The 16,586-nt window shown below is 68.8% G+C and carries 16 protein-coding genes and 2 pseudogenes; 7 read left to right on the forward strand and 11 right to left on the reverse strand.

Annotated features, from left to right (window positions below; translation table 11 throughout):
- Positions 1–120: 120 nt before the first annotated feature.
- A pseudogene (locus ACGFJ2_RS57840) lies at positions 121–315 on the forward strand (GH32 C-terminal domain-containing protein); the annotation flags it as partial.
- A gap of 257 nt (positions 316–572) precedes the next feature.
- On the forward strand, positions 573–1,232 hold the full coding sequence (locus ACGFJ2_RS57845) for a TetR family transcriptional regulator (protein ID WP_357961151.1): 660 nt from the start codon (positions 573–575) through the stop codon (positions 1,230–1,232).
- Positions 1,233–1,724: 492 nt separating this feature from the next.
- Here the strand turns inward: ACGFJ2_RS57845 and ACGFJ2_RS57850 are convergent, their stop codons facing one another.
- On the reverse strand, positions 1,725–2,450 hold the full coding sequence (locus ACGFJ2_RS57850) for a TetR/AcrR family transcriptional regulator (protein ID WP_393483748.1): 726 nt from the start codon (positions 2,448–2,450) through the stop codon (positions 1,725–1,727).
- A 231-nt stretch (positions 2,451–2,681) separates the two neighbouring features.
- Between ACGFJ2_RS57850 and ACGFJ2_RS57855 the strand changes: the two genes are divergently transcribed.
- The 3 genes from ACGFJ2_RS57855 (at position 2,682) to ACGFJ2_RS57865 (ending at position 6,195) form a co-directional block, all read left to right on the forward strand.
- Positions 2,682–3,620, forward strand: a complete 939-nt coding sequence (locus ACGFJ2_RS57855; RefSeq protein ID WP_393483751.1) for an alpha/beta fold hydrolase — start codon at positions 2,682–2,684, stop codon at positions 3,618–3,620.
- A 73-nt stretch (positions 3,621–3,693) separates the two neighbouring features.
- Positions 3,694–4,704: an NAD(P)/FAD-dependent oxidoreductase gene (locus ACGFJ2_RS57860; RefSeq protein WP_393483754.1), complete on the forward strand. Its 1,011-nt coding sequence runs from the start codon at positions 3,694–3,696 to the stop codon at positions 4,702–4,704.
- Positions 4,705–4,938: 234 nt separating this feature from the next.
- Positions 4,939–6,195 carry an FAD-dependent monooxygenase gene (locus ACGFJ2_RS57865; RefSeq protein WP_393483757.1) on the forward strand — a complete coding sequence of 419 codons (1,257 nt, stop codon included), beginning with the start codon at positions 4,939–4,941 and terminating at the stop codon, positions 6,193–6,195.
- A 462-nt stretch (positions 6,196–6,657) separates the two neighbouring features.
- On the opposite strand, the gene ACGFJ2_RS57870 is transcribed toward ACGFJ2_RS57865, so the two are convergent.
- The 4 genes from ACGFJ2_RS57870 to ACGFJ2_RS57885 form a co-directional block, all read right to left on the reverse strand.
- Complete coding sequence (locus ACGFJ2_RS57870) at positions 6,658–7,005, reverse strand: DUF4158 domain-containing protein (RefSeq protein ID WP_393483760.1); 348 nt, start codon at positions 7,003–7,005, stop codon at positions 6,658–6,660.
- Positions 7,006–7,317: 312 nt separating this feature from the next.
- Positions 7,318–8,391 carry a serine hydrolase domain-containing protein gene (locus ACGFJ2_RS57875; protein ID WP_393483763.1) on the reverse strand — a complete coding sequence of 358 codons (1,074 nt, stop codon included), beginning with the start codon at positions 8,389–8,391 and terminating at the stop codon, positions 7,318–7,320.
- A 395-nt stretch (positions 8,392–8,786) separates the two neighbouring features.
- Entirely contained in the window at positions 8,787–9,449 is a 663-nt protein-coding gene (locus ACGFJ2_RS57880) for a DUF4097 family beta strand repeat-containing protein (RefSeq protein WP_393483765.1), read from the reverse strand.
- A gap of 207 nt (positions 9,450–9,656) precedes the next feature.
- Positions 9,657–10,427 (reverse strand): SDR family oxidoreductase, encoded by a 771-nt coding sequence (locus ACGFJ2_RS57885; protein WP_393483768.1) that lies wholly within the window; start codon positions 10,425–10,427, stop codon positions 9,657–9,659.
- A 118-nt stretch (positions 10,428–10,545) separates the two neighbouring features.
- Between ACGFJ2_RS57885 and ACGFJ2_RS57890 the strand changes: the two genes are divergently transcribed.
- Positions 10,546–10,722, forward strand: coding sequence for a LysR family transcriptional regulator (locus ACGFJ2_RS57890; protein ID WP_393483771.1), 177 nt, complete (start codon positions 10,546–10,548; stop codon positions 10,720–10,722).
- Positions 10,723–11,037: 315 nt separating this feature from the next.
- Here ACGFJ2_RS57890 and ACGFJ2_RS57895 read toward each other — a convergent pair whose 3' ends face one another.
- Positions 11,038–11,784 (reverse strand): TetR/AcrR family transcriptional regulator, encoded by a 747-nt coding sequence (locus ACGFJ2_RS57895; protein ID WP_357961127.1) that lies wholly within the window; start codon positions 11,782–11,784, stop codon positions 11,038–11,040.
- A 133-nt stretch (positions 11,785–11,917) separates the two neighbouring features.
- On the opposite strand from ACGFJ2_RS57895, the gene ACGFJ2_RS57900 reads away from it, so the two are divergent.
- A complete protein-coding gene (locus tag ACGFJ2_RS57900) occupies positions 11,918–12,493 on the forward strand; it encodes a dihydrofolate reductase family protein (RefSeq protein ID WP_393483775.1) in 576 nt (191 codons plus the stop codon).
- Positions 12,494–12,924: 431 nt separating this feature from the next.
- Here ACGFJ2_RS57900 and ACGFJ2_RS57905 read toward each other — a convergent pair whose 3' ends face one another.
- The 5 genes and pseudogenes from ACGFJ2_RS57905 to ACGFJ2_RS57925 all read right to left on the reverse strand — a co-directional run bounded on the left by ACGFJ2_RS57905 (position 12,925) and on the right by ACGFJ2_RS57925 (position 16,375).
- On the reverse strand, positions 12,925–13,131 hold the full coding sequence (locus tag ACGFJ2_RS57905) for a helix-turn-helix domain-containing protein (protein WP_393483818.1): 207 nt from the start codon (positions 13,129–13,131) through the stop codon (positions 12,925–12,927).
- Positions 13,117–13,458, reverse strand: a pseudogene (locus ACGFJ2_RS57910) (recombinase family protein); the annotation flags it as partial. The gene ACGFJ2_RS57905 and the pseudogene ACGFJ2_RS57910, both read right to left, overlap by 15 nt.
- Positions 13,459–13,546: 88 nt before the next feature.
- Positions 13,547–14,029, reverse strand: coding sequence for a hypothetical protein (locus ACGFJ2_RS57915; protein ID WP_393483778.1), 483 nt, complete (start codon positions 14,027–14,029; stop codon positions 13,547–13,549).
- Positions 14,030–14,948: 919 nt separating this feature from the next.
- Positions 14,949–15,275 (reverse strand): helix-turn-helix domain-containing protein, encoded by a 327-nt coding sequence (locus tag ACGFJ2_RS57920; protein WP_393483781.1) that lies wholly within the window; start codon positions 15,273–15,275, stop codon positions 14,949–14,951.
- Positions 15,272–16,375: a tyrosine-type recombinase/integrase gene (locus tag ACGFJ2_RS57925; protein ID WP_393483784.1), complete on the reverse strand. Its 1,104-nt coding sequence runs from the start codon at positions 16,373–16,375 to the stop codon at positions 15,272–15,274. Before ACGFJ2_RS57925 ends, ACGFJ2_RS57920 begins: the two co-directional genes overlap by 4 nt.
- Positions 16,376–16,586 lie beyond the last annotated feature (211 nt).

The raw sequence follows: 16,586 nt of genomic DNA on the forward strand, positions 1-16,586 counted from the left end.
GCAGCGCCGAGAGCCGGCCGTGATCGCGTGGCAGCTTCTTCCAGCCTTCGGTGACGACCTCGCGCAGCTTGCTCATCCCGATCGTGTTGCGCAGCCCGCTGGCAGGAGAGCCGGACGCCCTTCCACCTGTCCGCCCGCACGGTCCGCCTGCGCGTCCTCGTCGACCGCACGTCCGTCGAGATGTTCGTCGACGACGGCCGGTACGCGCACTCGACCGAGGTCTTCCCCGACCCGTCCGACACCGGGCTGGCCCTGTTCACCATCGACGGGCAGGCGGTGTTCCGGAACATGGTGATCCGGGAGTTCGCGGTCTGATCCGACGGGGGGTGGCCGGTGGGATGGCCGCGACGGACGAGGTCGGCGGCGGCGCCCGGCGCACCGGGGCTCTCGTCGAGGAACAAGCGCGAGGGCCGCACCGGGCGCGCTCGGTTCCGCGTCGGCCGAGCTTCGGGCCACGAGGTGGGGCCGGTCCCGCGTGAGGGAGCGGCCGGTGGGGCGTGATACGGGGGCTTCGGCTCGGCATGACAAAATGGGGGGCCGTTCGTCCGTCCTTTGATGCTGCGAGGTTCTCCGTGAGCAAGCCCGTGGCCCGCGAGCCCCTGCGCCGTAATTCGCGGTCCAACCGGGCGCGCATCCTGGCCACGGCCCGTGAGGAGCTGGGGCGGAACCCCGATGTCACGCTGGAGGAGCTGGCGCGGGCCGCCGGGGTCGTCCGGCGCACCCTCTTCGGGCACTTCCCGGGGCGGGCGGCGCTGCTGGAGGCGCTCGCCGAGGAAGCCGCCGAGACGTTGCGGAGCACGGTGCAGGCCGGGCCGGAGTCGGGGGAGCCGGCGGAGTCGGCCGAGTGGGCGTTGGCGCGGTTCGTACTCCGGATGTGGCCCGTGGGCGACCGCTACCGCATGCTGCTGGCGCTCACCCGGCGGGACCTCGGCTCCGAGCGCCTCGACGAGGTGCTCGCGCCGGCCCGGGAGGCCGCCATCGGGATCCTGGATCGCGGGCAGCGGGACGGCGTCTTCCACTCCCATCTGCCGCCGGCCGTGCAGAGCGCAGGCCTGATGGCGTTGATCGTAGCTCTGGTGGAGTCCGTCAACACCGGCGCGCTGGAGGACGACGGGCACCGGATCGCCACGGCCACCCTCATCGCGGCCGGCGTGCCGGAGGATCGGGCGAGCGCGGTGGTCGAGGAGGTTGCGTCGGCGATGGCTACGGCTCTTCCGGCCCACGGCACCTGATTTCTCTCCGGCCGACCCGTTCGACGAGGTATCCCGGGCGTCGTCGCGGCCCGCGACCTTGAAGTCCTTGAAGGTGACGCGGTTGCCGGAGGCCGCCGAGACGGTCGTCGTCGCGGTGACCTCGAAGCCGAGGGTGGTTAGGACGCGGGCGCGGATCCGGTCGGAACCGTAGCCCCGGGTCAGTTCCAGGCCCAGGGCGTCGGACAGGTCCGCGTACGACAGGAAGACGGTCGCCTCCGACGAGCGGGTCCGAGCCTCGCTGTCGTCGTCCGGCTTCGTCAACCCGTCCATCCGCAGGGCGAGTTCGGTCACCGGCAGCGGGCGGTCGGAGCCGTCGGCGGGTTCGTGCGAGTACGAGTACGAAAACTCGCACTCCTGGTCACGGTCGTGCTCGGGGCGGGGGCGGTACATCGGCCCTCCTCCAAAGGGCTTCGGGGGACAGGGAGTTGGGGGCGGACATGTGTGAGTGCGAGGGGGGTGCGGGCACGGGTTTCAGACGGGACTCGGGGGCGACCCGGTCTTCCGTACGTGATCGACCTTCGCGGCGGCGGTGTCCGGGGCGACTCCGGCGGCGATGAGGGCGGCGGTTGCGGCGCCGGTGCCGTCGTCGGGGCACAGGCCGCGGTCGACGCAGTCGAGCAGGGCCAGCAGTTGGGCCTCGATGGCTCGGGCGAGCGGGTCGGGCGGGACGGTGATCTGGAAGACGCCCTGTCGGCGGCCGTGGGCGAAGACTCTCGTGGCCATGTCGCGGGCGGGGGTCAGCAGTTCGTCGACGCGTGCGGGGGCGAGGTCCTGGCCGCGGGCCAGCCGGATGAGGGTGCGGTAGCGGTCGCCGACGGGCCACATCATGAGGACGAATCGCGCCAGGTCCGCGACGGCGTCGGGGGTCGGGGCCGGGGCACCCGCGACGGCGCGCCGGATCGCCTCCGCGGCCTCGGCGGCCAGGCACTCGACGAGCGCGGTCCGGCCGGCGAAGTGGACGTACACGGTGCGCCGGGCCACACCGGCGGCGGCGGCGATGTCCTCCAGGCGGCTGTCGGGGTCGCGGGTCAGTTCCCGCCGAGCGGCGTCGAGGATCCGGGCACGGGTGGCCCGCGCGTCCCGACGCTGCGCCGAAGTCGAGGTCGAAGTCGGAGCAGGAGGGGGCGGCGTCTCGTGGGGCCAGGCCGGAGACCGCCTCGGCCTCGTCGTCGGTGTTCGTGCTGGTCGGCTGGTCACGTCGGTACCTCGAAGGCGGGTGGGAGGAGGGAGTCATCGCGATATTTGCACATCGACGGGCAACAAACTAGTCTGCACATCGATGGGCAATTAAGCGATTCCGCTCAAACATGGTCCAGCAGATCGGCTCCGTGATCGGCGTCAGCGTCCTGGTCGCCGTCAGCCGTACTTGCTGCTTGGTCCGGGCTTGCCGGACCGCGACGCCGCGAAGGCGGCTTGGGGGTTGAACTCATGACACAGGTGACCCAGCGACCGTCGTCTGGCGCGGACTCCCCGGCCAGGGGGTCCCAGGCGACCGACCGCGTCCGTCATCGGACGGTTCAGGCAGGCGGGCTGGAGGTTCCGATCCTTGAGGCCGGCAGCGGGCCGCTCGTGGTGTGCCTCCACGGGTTTCCCGACCATGCCGCCAGCTGGGCGGGGATCCTCGACCGCCTTGCGCAGGAAGGGTACTGGGCGGTCGCGCCCGCACAGCGCGGATACTGGCCCGGCGGCGCGGCTCCCGACGGCTCCTATCGCATTGCCTCGACCGGCCAGGACGTCCTGGCCCTCATCGAAGCGCTCGGGCGCGAGCAGGCGGATCTCATCGGTCACGACTTCGGTGCCGGGGCGGCGTACGCGGCAGCGAGCCTCGACGCGAGGCGTGTCCGCAAGCTTGTCACCATGGCGGGTCCCCATGGCCGTCAACTGCTGACCGCATTGGTCACTGACGGTGACCAGCAGCGGCGCAGCTGGTACATGTTCTTCTTCCAGACAGCCATGGCGGAGGCGGCCGTCGAGCTCGACGACTTCGCCTTCATCGACCGGCTCTGGCGGGAGTGGTCGCCCGGCTACGAGCTGCCGGATGCGGAGCGTGCCGCGCTCAAGGAAACCCTGGGTGCTCCGGGAGTCCTGACCGAGATCCTGGGCTACTACCGCCAGTTGTTCACGCCGCCGCCCGCGGACGAGGCGGCCCAAGCCCTGGAAGCCCGGGCGTTCGGTGCCATCACCGTCCCGTCGCTCTACCTCCACGGTGCCGGCGACAACTGCTTTTCCGTGGAGGTGAGCGAGGGCATGGACGACCTGTTCACGAACGGCTTCGAACGCATCGTCGTACCCGGCGCAGGGCACTTCCCGCACCTGGAGCAGCCCAAGACAGTCGCCGACCACATCCTGGGCTTCCTGAACAGCTGACCCCCTCCCACCACCCAGAACTCGAAGGGTTGACCGAACCATGACTGACAAGGAAAGGCAGGAGGCCATGGCTGTGACGACTTCTCCGTACGCGAGCGACGCACTGGCCAAGGGGGCCGTCGACGCGGTGGTGATCGGCGGGGGCGCCGCGGGGCTGAACGGTGCACTGATCCTCGCCCGCTCCCGCCGCTCGGTCGTCGTGATCGACAGCGGCTCCCCGCGCAACGCGCCCGCGGAGGCTGTGCACGGCTTGATCGCCTTGGACGGCACCCCGCCGCCCGAGATCCTTCGACGGGGCCGGGAGCAGGTGCGCCAGTACGGCGGACGCGTCGTCCACGGCGAGGTGGTCTCGGCCGAGTCCGCCGCCCCGTCGGCGGACGGGGGCCTGCGGTTCACCGTCATCCTGGCCGACGGCCGCCGCATCACCGCCCGCCGCATCCTGGTGGCCACCGGCCTCACGGATGTGCTGCCCCAGGTGCCCGGGCTCGCCGAGCACTGGGGGCACAGTGTGGTGCACTGCCCGTACTGCCACGGCTGGGAGGTGCGCGACGAGCCCATCGGTATCCTCGCCACCGGTCCGGTCTCCATCGACCACGCGTACCTGTTCCGTCAGCTGACCGAGGACCTGACCTACTTCACCCACGGCACCGACCTGGACGAGGACAGCCGCGCCCGCTTCGCCGCCCGCGGCATCCGCGTCATCGACACCCCGGTCACCGAGGTCGTCGACGACGAGGACGGTGCCCTCGCCGGGGTGCGCCTGGCCGACGGCCAGGTCGTGGCCCGCCGCGTCCTCGCGGTCGCCGCGCAACTGCAGGCCCGCACCCAGGGCCTGGAAGGTCTGGGCCTGCCGGTGCAGGACCTGCCGAAGGGCCGCGGTTTCGCCTCCGGCACGGCCGGCACCACCGAGGTGCCGGGTGTGTGGGTGGCCGGCAACGTCACCGATCTGGTCGCCCAGGTCGGGGCCTCCGCAGCGGCCGGCGCACTGGCCGGCGCCGACATCAACAGGATGCTGGCCATCGCGGACACCGACGCGGCCCTCCAGGGGATCGCCGAGGCAAGCCCACAAGGGGCCACAGGATGATCTTGAAGCCCTGAGATCTCAGCCCGTCACCCGCCCGCCTCACCTTCATCGGTGAGGAAACCGATCTGTTTTCCCGTCTAGAAACTGATCAGTTTCCGGACGGTTTTCAGTCATGCCCAGCAAGCAGGCAGCAGGAGCGTCCCGCCGAGGTCAACGCCACCCTCCTCGGCTTCCTCGCCCGCCTCGACGACTTCACATCCTCGGCTTCCTGAACGGCCGACCCACCCCAACCAGATGGAGGACACGACAATGTCGGACCGCAATCCCATGGACAAGAACACGACATCGCGACAGCGGGCCCTGGTGGTCGGCCTCGGGATCAGCGGGACCGCCTCCGCGCTGCGACTGCATCGCGCGGGCTGGGACGTGGTGGTGCTGGAGAAGGCCCCCGAGCGGCGCCGCGGCGGATACTTCATCGCCCTGTTCGGGACCGGGCTCGCCGCCGCCGAACGGCTGGGCATCGCCGATGCGGTGCCGAATCGCTTCGCTCCGGAAGGCGTGAGCTACGACGTCGACCGCACGGGCCGGCGCCGCCGCGGTGTGGGCTACGCCGATGTGTTCGGCGGGTCTCGAATGGTGATGCGGGGCGACATCGAAGACGCGGCCTTCACCGCCCTGCCCGACGAGGTCGAGATCCGGTACTCGACCGTGCCGATCGCGCTGGACCAGTACGTCGACGGGGTGGACGTCGAGATCCGCGACCTGACGACGGAGACGACGACCGTCGAACGGTTCGACCTGGTGGTCGGGGCAGACGGACTGCGCTCGACGGTGCGCCGGCTTGCGTTCGAGCCCGAGCAGAGCCCGATCCGTCGGCTGAACTACATGATCGCCGTGTACAGCCTGCCCGAGCCGGTACCCGGCTACCGCCTACAGGACGGGCTGTACATGGGCGAGGCGGGCCGATCGGTGTGGGTGTTCTCGTTCGCCGACCGTCCGCCGTCGGTGCTGTTCTCCTACCGCACCGACGACGTGGACGCCGAGTTCACCCGGCCGGCCATCGACTCGCTGCGCGCCGCCTACGGCCCCGAGCCCACCGGCTCCACGCTCGGTTGGCTGCTCGACCAGTTCGAGAAGGCCCCGGACCACCTGTTCGACTCCGCCGAGCAGGTGCACCTCGACCACTGGCACCGCGGCCGAGTCGTGCTCGTCGGCGACGCCGCGTGGTGCCTGACCGTTTACTCCGGCATGGGGGCATCCACCGGCCTGGCCGGGGCGGACCTGCTCGGCACCATGCTGGAACGCCACCCGCACGACGTGCCACGAGCGCTGCAGGACTGGGAGGACCACCTGCGCCCGTTCATCGACCACCACCTCGGCAGCGGTGTGAGCATGCGCGGTTTCTTCACCCCAGGCAACCGCGCCGAGTTGCTGCTTCGGTCCGTGATGATCCGCCTCGCCCGACTGCCGATCACCGGCCGGCTGCTCGCCAAGATGATGACCAACAGGGCGCGGATGAAAAGTCTGGATATCGCCGCCGCTGCAGCGTGAGTGGAGTTCCTCGAATACGAGCGGGAGAACGAGGTCCTCTGGGCCCGCAACTTCGTCGAACGAATGCTCGGACGCAGGTCGCGGGGATGGCCGGGAGGGTCATGTACCGGAGAATAGGCTGTTATCCGGTGCATCGGGGTTCACCCGAGCTGCTTGCTCCACGCGTCGTAGCAGCCGCGGTCGACGAGCCTGGTCCAGTCTGCGTCGGGGGTGGCGACTACCGTGGTCTAGCTGCGGGTGCCGCACCGGCTGCACGCGATCCCGGTCTTGCGGTCGAGGCGGTGCAGCTGCAGCGGACCCTGGGCGGGTTCAGAGCGCACGACGCGGTTGGCGAGGCGGGTCATCGGCACCGCGGCTTGGTCGTGGAATCGCCGCCACCGCGGCGGCCGCGGACGACGAAGGAGCCGGGTCCGATGCTGGTGCGTGCGTTGTTGAGGAACGAACGTGACACCACGCCATGCGCTACCGGAAGAACGCCAGCAGGCCCTGAGTGCGGCCTCGCAGCTGGTTGACCTGCTCACCGTAGGCCACAACATCCCCGCCGACGCGCAGACTCTGCCCTGCGGGGTCGTCGTGCGCCACGTACTCGACCACCACCTGCGGCACGTCGGCCGGGCCGGAGTCGGTCAGAAACGTGCCGAGTATGCGCACCGTGCCCCATTGGATGGCCCAGCCCAGGCGATTGTGCAAGCGCCGCTTGTCCCGCGCTTCCTTCAGCGCGGCGGCGTCCAGGAAGAAGAACCTCTCCAGTTCTTCCGGCGTCGGGTCCACCGCGAACCGGCCATACCGGTCAACGTGTGCGGCGGACAAATACTCCTGTGCCACAACGCGTCGGCTCGACCTTCGGTCCCGGACGTCCCATAACCAAGAACCATAGACGAATTACTGACTCAGGACACTAGAAACCCGTCATCAGACGAGAGGCAGCCATCGGAACGCTGGATGGCGGTAATCCTGGCCGGCTCCGGCTTGCTACCGTCACTGACCGTTCGCTTGCTGCTCAAGGCCCGGCAAACAGGGCCAAGCCCAGGCCGCGCGGAAACGTCGACGGTTCTCCCCGGCAATGGCTGACCGTTGTGTGCCGTGGGTTGAGGTCGAGGCCCACCCGGCGCCGGCTCGGTGTCAGTCGTCGATCGCCTGGTACAGCGTGGTCCAGAAGTCGTGGATGAGCCGCGCCGAATCCGGGGTGGACATCCCGACCTGGGTGAGCAGGATGCCGACGAGCTGGTTGTCCGGGTCGGCGTAGACCGCGGTACCGGTTCCGCCGTCCCAGCCGAACTGGCCGATGGGCGCGTAGTCGCCACGGTAGGTGCGCACCGCCATCCCGAAGCCCCAGCCGCCGTGCTGGCCTTGGCCGAACCCCACATGGACGTTGTCGCGAGCCATGGCGGTGCGGGCGGCGTTCTGCTCGGGGGTCAGGCTGTTGGTGGTCATCAGCTCCACAGCGGGCCGCGACAAGATCCGTTCGCCGTCGTGCATCCCGCCGGTGAGCAGCATCCGGAAGTAGGCGTGGTAGTCGTCGGCGGTGGAGACCAGCCCGCCGCCGCCGTCCTGGAACACCGGAGGCCGGCTCCACCGCCCCTCCTTGGCGTCGTCCCATACGTTGAACTCGCCGGTCTGCGGGTCGGGGACGTAGCTCGGCGGCAGCCGGTCGATCTTGTCGGCGGGCACGTGGAAGGCGGTGTCGGTCATCCCCAGCGGATCGAGAACACGCTCGCGCAAAAATGTCGCGAACGACTGGCCGGTGACCCTGGCGACCAGCACGCCGAGCAGATCGCTGCTGGTGTGGTATTGCCAGCGCTCGCCGGGCTGGTGCATCAACGGAAGCGCGCCAAGGCGGCGCATCCACTCATCCGGCTCGAGCATCGGATTGGGGGTGAGCCCCTGCTCGAAGATCGCGTCCATGATCGGAGTGCCCAGCGACGTCAGGTCCATGCCGATCCCGAACGTGCTGGTGAGCAGATCCCGGACGGTGATCGGCCGCCGCGCCGGCACGGTGTCGTCCAACGGGCCGTCGACCCGCTTGAGCACCCGCCGGTCGGCGAGCTCGGGCAACCACGGCTCCACCAGGTCATCCAGCCGCAGCCGGCACTCATCCAGCAACACCATCGCCGCCGCGATCGTGACCGGCTTGGACGTGGACGCCATCCGGAAGATCGTGTCCTGGCGCATCGGCGCGCCGCCGTCATGCCGCACCGGCCGACCAGGGCGACCAGCCCGGGGATCTTCCCGGACTCGACATGCCGGGTCAGCACGTCATGCAGCCTGCGCAGCCCACTCGCGGACAAGCCGCTGTCGCTGTTTCCCATGCCCCGGCGTGGCGATCACCGGGCGCGGCATGACTACGCATTCGCCCTGCTCAAGGACGGAGCAGGGGCGAATTGCGCAACGTGTTCTCAACCCGACGGTTCGCAAGGGCTTCGATGAGCCACGTACGGGTGAGCTCGGCGTGGCCCGAGGCCGCGGCCGCCACCGCTCTGATATCGGGTCGTCGCCGTCGTGATGCCGCAGCTGACCTGCGGCGGGAAGGAGCCGGCCGAGCGTGCCCCCGTGGCCGGGCAGTGCTCGGGCACTGCGGGCCGAGCTGTGGATCAGAGGCTGCGGGCGGTGATGTCGCCGTTGGAGGTGGTGGCCTGGATGTCGAGTTCGGCGGTGCCGTTGTTCTTGAGGGCGTTGTTGATGCGGCCGTTGGAGGTGCCGGCGTCCAGGGAGGCCGAGACGCCCGCGGCGGCGGTGACCAAGATGTCGCCGGACTGGGTGCGGAGCACGACCTTGCCGCCGGTGGCCTCGGCGATCCGGATGTCGCCCCGTGCGGTGCTGATCTCCGCGGCGCCGCCCAGCCGGTCGACCTCGACGTCGCCGTCGGTCGCGGTGAGGCGGAGGCTTGCGGTCTCGTCCAGCTTGATCTGGTGGTACGCGCCTTCGAAGGTGACGTCGCCGAGGCGGCCGACGGTCCGCAGTTCGGCGCTCTCCGTCTTCGCCTCGACGCGGGAACCGGTGGGCAGCTGGATCGTCACCTCGATGGCTCCGGTCGGGCCGAGGTACTGGTTCTTCGTCGCGGTCTCGACCCGCAGGACGCCGTCGGCGTAGTCGACCGTGGTCTGCTCGGCGGCCTTGACGTCGCGGCCCTTAGCGGCGCTCGCGGGCAGGACCTCGACGGTGGTGTCGGCCCGGTCGGCGGCGATGAACTGCACGCGTCCGGCGGGGATGTTCAGGACAGTGGTGATCGGGGCGGCGGTGTTGAACTTACGCATGGTGTGCTCCCTGTGCTGCAAAATGTCGTTTTCCTGTATGACCACTCAGGCGTTGCGTCCCGTCCCGGGCCGCGATCGCTGAACCGTTCGTGGCTCCACCATCGCCGAACGCTCTGACGCCGGACCGTCGCCGTCCTGACGCAGCCGCTGACACGGCCCCGTAGGGCGATGACGTTCGTGGAGGCAGCGGCCGGCGCTGCTGTCAGCTCAAATCCGGGGGCCGAGAAAGGAGCCGCCGGAAGCGTCGATGATCTGCCCGGTCACCCAGCGGCCCGCCTCGGAGGCCAGGAAGGCCACCACGTCGGCGATGTCGGCGGGGTGCCCAACCCGGGGGATGGCGTTGCCGCTGCCCACCACCTGCTGCGCCTCGGGGTCATCCAGCATCCACGGGTTCATGTCGGTGACCGTCGGCCCGGGCGCCACGGCGTTGACCGTGATACCGCGCCCGCCGACCAACTGAGCGAGGGAGCGGCTGAGCACCTCGACGGCGGCCTTGCTCATCGCGTACGGCTGCTCGGGCATCGCGATCCTGGTCGCCGCCGTGGACAGGTTGATGATCCGGCCGCCGTCGTTCAGCAGCGGCAGAGCCCGCTGGATGATGAACAGCGGCGCCTTGGTGTTGACCGCGATCAGCCGGTCAAACGTCTCCGGGGTGATCGTCTCGATCGAGTCGGCGGTGATGGCGGCGTTGTTGACCAGGATGTCCAGCCGCACCTGGCCGGTCCACGCGAGCAGACCCGCCTCCAGCGCGGTGAACAGGGTGTCCATGTCCCCGGCCATGCCCAGCTCGGCCCGTACCGCGAAGGCCCGGCCGCCGCCCTTCTCGATCAGCTGCACGGTCTCGTGGACGGCTGCCGCGTTGCTGCCGTAGTGCACGGCCACTAGCGCCCCGTCGGCCGCCAGCCGCCGCGCGACGGCCTGCCCGATTCCCCGCGAGGCCCCGGTCACCAACGCCGTCTTGCCCAGCAGAGACGTCATCTCGTCACTCCAGAAGTGGTCTGAATCTTCCGGCAACTAGGATCAGTCCGGACCACCACGTGGAACAACGCCAAACTGCGCAAGAGTGTATTAATCGCCGAGTTAAGGAAGGAGGATCGTGGATCTTCGGGACATCGAGATCTTCCTGACCCTGGCTGAAGAGCTGCACTTCGGCCGGACCGCCGAACGGCTGCGCGTGAGTCCCGCTCGCATCACCCAGGCCATCAAGAAACAGGTTCACCGCATCCCAGCCCGCAGACGGGCTGCGGCCCCTGCGCGATCCAGCCCGAGCTGAGAGCGACGACACCGACCAATAAGACCCCCAGGGCCCCGAGCAGGCCGCCCAGCAGGCCCATGACGTGGCTTCGAGTCCGTCCCCCCGGTCGTTCCACCGGCAGCTACTGGGCCCACCACTCGGGTCGGCGCGACCAGCCCCAAAGTAGCTCTATGTAATCATCGCTACTCTTCGTGGTCTCAGAAATGAGGAGTTCTGATCATCATCGGTTCCCGCGTCCCGAGCGGAACGCAGTAGTTCAGGCCCCCGTCGTTGTCCGACAACAAGCTCAGCGACCGCACCACTCCATCCATCCCGGTCGGGCGCCGCTGCTCCTTACGGAGGAGCTGGACTCGAAGCTGCTGATTCGTCGCCGCTGTTTCGAGTGCGTTGGGTGATGGTGTGTTCGAGGCCGTCGAGGAGGGTGTGCAGGCCGAATTCCTGGGTCGTGGTGGCCGAGGGGATGGCCATGGTGGTGGCCAGCAGCGGGAAACGGTCGGCGTTGCGGAGTAGCAGGTCGCGCATGATGGGGGCGGCCCTGCCGTCCGTCCAGGTCTGAGTGCCTTGGGTGGCGGCTGGGTGGGTGGCGCGGATGTGGTGGGAGACCAGCATGACCGCGTCCAGCCGTTCGCGTTCGGTCAGGGGCGTGTCGGCCAGAGCGCTGAGGGCTCTTTCGGGCCATCCAGTTTCGCATGGACCCATGACGCGGTCGCCCACGGTGATCGACGGCAGCCAGGGGTGGCGTCGCCAGGCGGCGGACAGTTGGCGGGCGTACTCTTCCAGCTTGGTCCGCCAGCTGGTCACGCCGCTCAAGTCGGGGGGTGTGCCGACCGCCGCCTCGATCATGATTGCACTCAGCTCAGATTTGCCGTTGACATAGCGGTACAGGGCCATTTTGGTGAGGCCGAGCTCGGCGGCTACCCGATGCATCGAGACCGCCTCCAGTCCCTCGGTATCGGCGACCTTGACAGCGGCGTCGGCCACTTGGGCGAGGTCGAAGGCGGGCCTGGGGCCCCTGGTGCGCGGCTTCCGCAGGCCCCACAACAGTTCGGCCAGTGCCATCGGATCCTCGTTAGCCGACATCGCAGCCTCCCACTTGCCCACCCTAAAAAACTGTATCTATGATACACAGTGTTATGGAGACACAGTTAGTCGCCGAACTCGGGAGCAGGCGCCGTGGCTGAGGAGTTACACCGTCGCAGACAGGGAGCGGACTATGTCCAAATCAGTGCTCGACATGTCAATGTCGCTCGACGGGTACGTCGCCGATCCCAACGACTATCTCGGGGGCGACGATGGCGAGCGGCTGCACAAGTGGGCTGACGCGGGCCCGCAGACCGGTCCGTCGTCCGGGCCGATCCAGCAGTTCCAAGCCGAATGGAAGGCGGCTGGTGCGGTCCTCGCAGGGCGGCGGACCGCCGAACTCATGGATCACTGGGGAGGCGATCACGACGGTCTCCCGATCTTCGTCCCCAGTCACCGGCCGCCCAGCCCGGCCGCCCGTTGGGGTCATCCGCTGGTGACATATGTGAACGACGGGATCGAAAGCGCGATGGCGCAGGCGAAGGCCGCCGCCGGGGGCCGGGACGTTCAGGTGCGTGGCGGCGCCTACACGGTGCAACAGGCACTCGAGGCCGGGGTACTGGATGAGGTGCAGATCCATCACATCCCGGTGCTGCTGGGCGCCGGCCGCCGGCTGTTCGACGTCTTGCCGTCGGAGATCGAACTGGAGATCGTTCAGGTGATCGACACACCGGAGGCCACCCACATCCGCTACCGCATCCGCCGCTGAGCCGATCAGTCACCGACCCAGGCCAGCGCTGAGGCCAGCGGCGCTCCGCCTCTCCTTCCCGGAGATGGGCACCGAGTACGAACTGGTGCGGTTACCTGTCAATCTCTTTGAGGTGACTTCGGCTAATCCTGTGTGGTGTTCGGTGGCTCTTCTCGGCCGACGGGCGTGTCGATCTGTAGGCGGCCCGGGCGACATAGCGGCTCCCTTGCAGCCAAGCCTCAACAGCCCCTCAACTCAAGATTAACCTCTGAGCTGGGACTCTTCTCTCGCGGCGCGGTTCTGGTTCGTCTTGTTCTCGGGGGACGGGTGACGTGGGTTGGGCCGGAGCGTGATTCGACGTAGTGGGTGTGCTCGCGCAGCATGACGGCGATTTGCTCGGCGAGCTTGGCCTTGCCGCCGTAGTAGGTGATGGGGGCAGCACCGTGCTCCTCCTACGCCGAGACCGGCTTGTCGGGGTCAAGGTGGCGGTAGATCGTGGCACGACTGACGCCGAGCCGGTCGGCGATCTGCTGGACGGTGTAGCGCCGCTTACCGTCCTCGCCTTTCACCTCGTACAGCGCGCGGGCCATCTCCACGCCGTGCTCATCCAGGGCGGGGGGACGTCCGCCGACGCGGCCGCGTGCCCGCGCCGAAGCCAGCCCTTCAAGGGTGCCCTCCACGATGAGCTCGCGGAGGAACTCGTCGAACGCGCCGAACATGTGGAACTGCAGCCGCCCCGACGGTGTCGAGGTGTCGATGCCCTGTTTCAGTACCAAGAGATCGACCTCGCGCGCGCCGAGCTGGGCCGCCAGGTCCAGCAGATGGCGCAGCGAACGGGCCGCCCGGGAAAGGCGGGTGATGACGAAGGTGTCACCGGGCCGGAGGTAGTCCAGCGCCTTGTCGAGCTCGGGACGGCGGTCGATCTTCCCTGAGGCCTTGTCGACGAAGATCCGGTCACAGCCTGCTGTCGTGAGGGCATCGCGTTGGCTGTCGGGGTTTTCCTCAACCCCGAGGAAGTCCCAGAGTTCATGCGAACTGAAGGTTCATCGGATTGAACCGAAGGGTCTTCATCCCTCATGGACCGTTTCGACCCTTGGGTTCGTCGCGACTGGCGGGGTCTTGCTCTTCGGCTCCGGTGGCCAGTAGGACGCTGGCGTTCTCGGCATAGCGGATGGCGGTCTTGGGATCGAGGCCGAACACTGCGGCGAGGCGGAGCGGGTCCGGGCCGTGCGTGAGGGCTTCTTCGAGCTGCCGATCAACGCGGAGGCGTTCGAGCGTCGCAGCCTGACCGCGGAGACTCTTGGCGAAGTAGATCTTGGAGACCGGACCGGTGCCGAGGGCACTCAGCTGATTGATCAACAGGTGAGGATTGGCTGTGTTCGGCCAGCGGGTGCGCCGGTAATCGAGCCATTCGAGCGGGATCTGATGGGTGAACTCATCGATGGGGCGGGTGCGGCCGGCGATGGTGAGCCGTCGGTTGCCGAGGTCGACGTCATCGAGCAGCAGGAAGCGGATGGCGCCGGTGCGGGCGGCGTGAACGGCGGCGAGCATGAGCACGAGCCGGGCGGCCGGGGTAGTGGCGGCTTCGGTCGCCCGGTCGATGGCGTCCTGGTCGGGCCGCTGGACAAGCCCGTAAGGATGCTGGCCGATGCGGATGCCGCGGGTCGGGTTGCGGAAGATAAGCGCAGCGCCCGCGCCCAGGCCTCGACGTCGTCTCGGATGCCTGGGGCGAGTCCTTCGAGCTTGGCTTCCAGCCACCCGTCGAAGGCCTGCGGCCGGTCATCGACGAACACCCCCATCTCCTGGAGCACCTCGAGGGTCCGCTCGACGGTGATGCCGAGCGCGCGCAGCGCGGGGAAGACCTCCGAGTAAGTAGACGACGTCGAGGCAGCTGTGCCGGGACAACACGATGATCAGGGCGCGCCGGACGGCGAATCGAACACCACGTCGCCACCCGCGCGCCTCGCCCCGCCGATAGGCGAGATAGAGCGCCCAGCTCAGCCACGGATTGGCGAGATCGACATCGGCGCTCTCGTCGAACCGAGTGAAGTCCCGGCGTGCTTCGAACAGTCTCAGCTGGGTCCACCGCTCGGTGGGCCGGACCGCAGGCGGCGGAGGCGGCTTGGGCCGCGACCGCCATCCCTGTTCATGGACTGGGCTTTCGGGGCGGCGTCGTTTCATCCGGTCGAAGAACGGCTGCTGGAACGGCAGTCTTTCCCCGGATTCCAGGACCGAGACCGCGCCGCGGGGCAGGCCGCCTGCGGCCTTCGACTCATAAGCGGCCTGCTGCCAGCACAACCTGCAGTAGCCCTTCTTTAGCGCGACCGTTCGGTTGCATCCGGCGCATTCGCCCTCGCTGCCCGGGTAACAGTGTCGAAGCACGGTGCAGGCCGAGCATCGGCGAGCGCCGAGGACTCCCCAGGCCAGGCAGTCCATGCAGCTCTGTGGACCATGCAGAACCCGTCGCGGCGGCATGTCACGCAGGCGGCAGAGAACGACCGTCCTTCCGCTTCGGAACCACGGGTGGGCCACCCGCGGCTGCTGCCGTGACCTGCTTGTCCTGCCCGCCATCGACGCGTCTGACCTTGTCGGGCTCGGGGATGAGGAGCTCTTCGACCCCGCAGCCCAGCACGGCGCAGAGGACGTTGAGGTCGTCGAGCTTGATGCTGGCCGGCTCGCCCGACCACAGGCCGGACATCTTTCCAGCGCTGATCGTCAGGCCGTGCTCGGCGAGCATCCGCTGCAGCTCAGAGGCTTTCCAGATGCCGCGGGTGGCGGCGGCCAGCCGCAGGTTCCATCTCATCGCCGTAGTCCTTCCAGCCGGGCGGCGGCGCGCTGCTGGCCCGCTGCCCAGGCGTCTTCGATGTGAGTGCCGGTGACGTGCACGTACTTCATCGTGGTCGCGATCCACGCGTGGCCGAGCAGCTGCTGGACGGCGATGAGGTCCATGCCCTGCTGATAGAGCTGGGAGGCGCAAAAGTGCCGCAGCACGTGCGGGGTCAGGGCATCGGCCCATTCCGGCAGGTGCGCGGCGGCGGCCTTGGCGAGCGCGGCCCGCAGCGTTTCATCGCCGACCCGGGCCACCGATCCGTCAGCGTTCTTGCGCTCCGACAGCGGCAGCGCCACGCCGGGCCGGGTGTGGTCGTCACCGAAGTGCCCCCACACGTCTTCGACGAACCACCGCTGTGTCGCCGCGGCGTTGTTGATCAACGGCACCATGCGCTCGCGTGGCCCGGAGCCACGGGCGCCCTTGCCGTGGCGGACGTGCAGTTTGCCGAAGCGGCCCAGGTCCCACTTGATGTCGGCCAGGTCGAGCTTGCAGGCCTCGTTCACGCGCGGCCCGACCTCGGCCATCAACCGGCAGGCGGTGTAGTTGCGGGCGGTCGGGGCGAACTTCCGGCAGGTTGTCAGCTCCTGCCGCCATCCGGCGAACAGCCGATCGACCTGGTCAGTGGTGGGCGGGATGCGCAGCTTGCCCTGCGTCCCGCCGCGTGGCCGGTTCATCTCGTCGATCGGGCACTCGATGACGCGGCCGGTCATCTGGTGGATTTCGACCTTGTGACGCAGCTCCAGGAACGCAAAGAACGTCTTGATCGCCTGGGCCCGAGCCCGCCGGGTGCCCCTGGCGGTGGCGCGTAGCACCTTGCCGAAGTACTTATCGGCGTCGGCCGGTTCCATCTCCCACAACGGCTGGCCGAACCAGACCCGCACCTGCTCCAGATGCACCACGTCGGAGGAGATCGTCCCGTCCGACAGCCCCGCTGCCGTCCGGGCCGGCACGAACCCGGCCAGCACGTCGGTCTCCAGCGCCTCCAGGTCCTCCGCAGTGGCCGGGGCACGCGCCACCCGCAGATCCTTCACCACCGCCAGCGCCAACTCCGGCCACCTCGCCTTCACTCTCACAGCAAGACGAACGACCAGGACGATAGACCTTCAGAATCCCCGAAATCTCATCAACCTCTGCAGAAGCCGGAGCACGCCGCGACCAGGGCATTTGCACTCAGGGGCAAACATGTACCCCCCAACCGGGCTCACGCCGAAAATGGTGCCGTTTCGAGATTCAGACTGACGGCCTGTGACGGCCGAGGTGACAAGGGAGCACAGTGAAGAAGTC

It is taken from the genome of Nonomuraea sp. NPDC049028 (assembly GCF_043197735.1).
Classification (GTDB): Bacteria; Actinomycetota; Actinomycetes; order Streptosporangiales; family Streptosporangiaceae; genus Nonomuraea.

Excerpts from the sequence above, each read along its gene's own strand:
- ACGFJ2_RS57895 (WP_357961127.1), bottom strand. The coding sequence starts at position 11,784 with ATGTCGGCTAACGAGGATCCGATGGCACTGGCCGAACTGTTGTGGGGC.
- ACGFJ2_RS57920 (WP_393483781.1), bottom strand. The coding sequence starts at position 15,275 with ATGAGATGGAACCTGCGGCTGGCCGCCGCCACCCGCGGCATCTGGAAA.
- ACGFJ2_RS57880 (WP_393483765.1), bottom strand. The coding sequence starts at position 9,449 with ATGCGTAAGTTCAACACCGCCGCCCCGATCACCACTGTCCTGAACATC.
- ACGFJ2_RS57900 (WP_393483775.1), top strand. The coding sequence starts at position 11,918 with ATGTCCAAATCAGTGCTCGACATGTCAATGTCGCTCGACGGGTACGTC.
- ACGFJ2_RS57865 (WP_393483757.1), top strand. The coding sequence starts at position 4,939 with ATGGAGGACACGACAATGTCGGACCGCAATCCCATGGACAAGAACACG.
- ACGFJ2_RS57855 (WP_393483751.1), top strand. The coding sequence starts at position 2,682 with ATGACACAGGTGACCCAGCGACCGTCGTCTGGCGCGGACTCCCCGGCC.
- ACGFJ2_RS57885 (WP_393483768.1), bottom strand. The coding sequence starts at position 10,427 with ATGACGTCTCTGCTGGGCAAGACGGCGTTGGTGACCGGGGCCTCGCGG.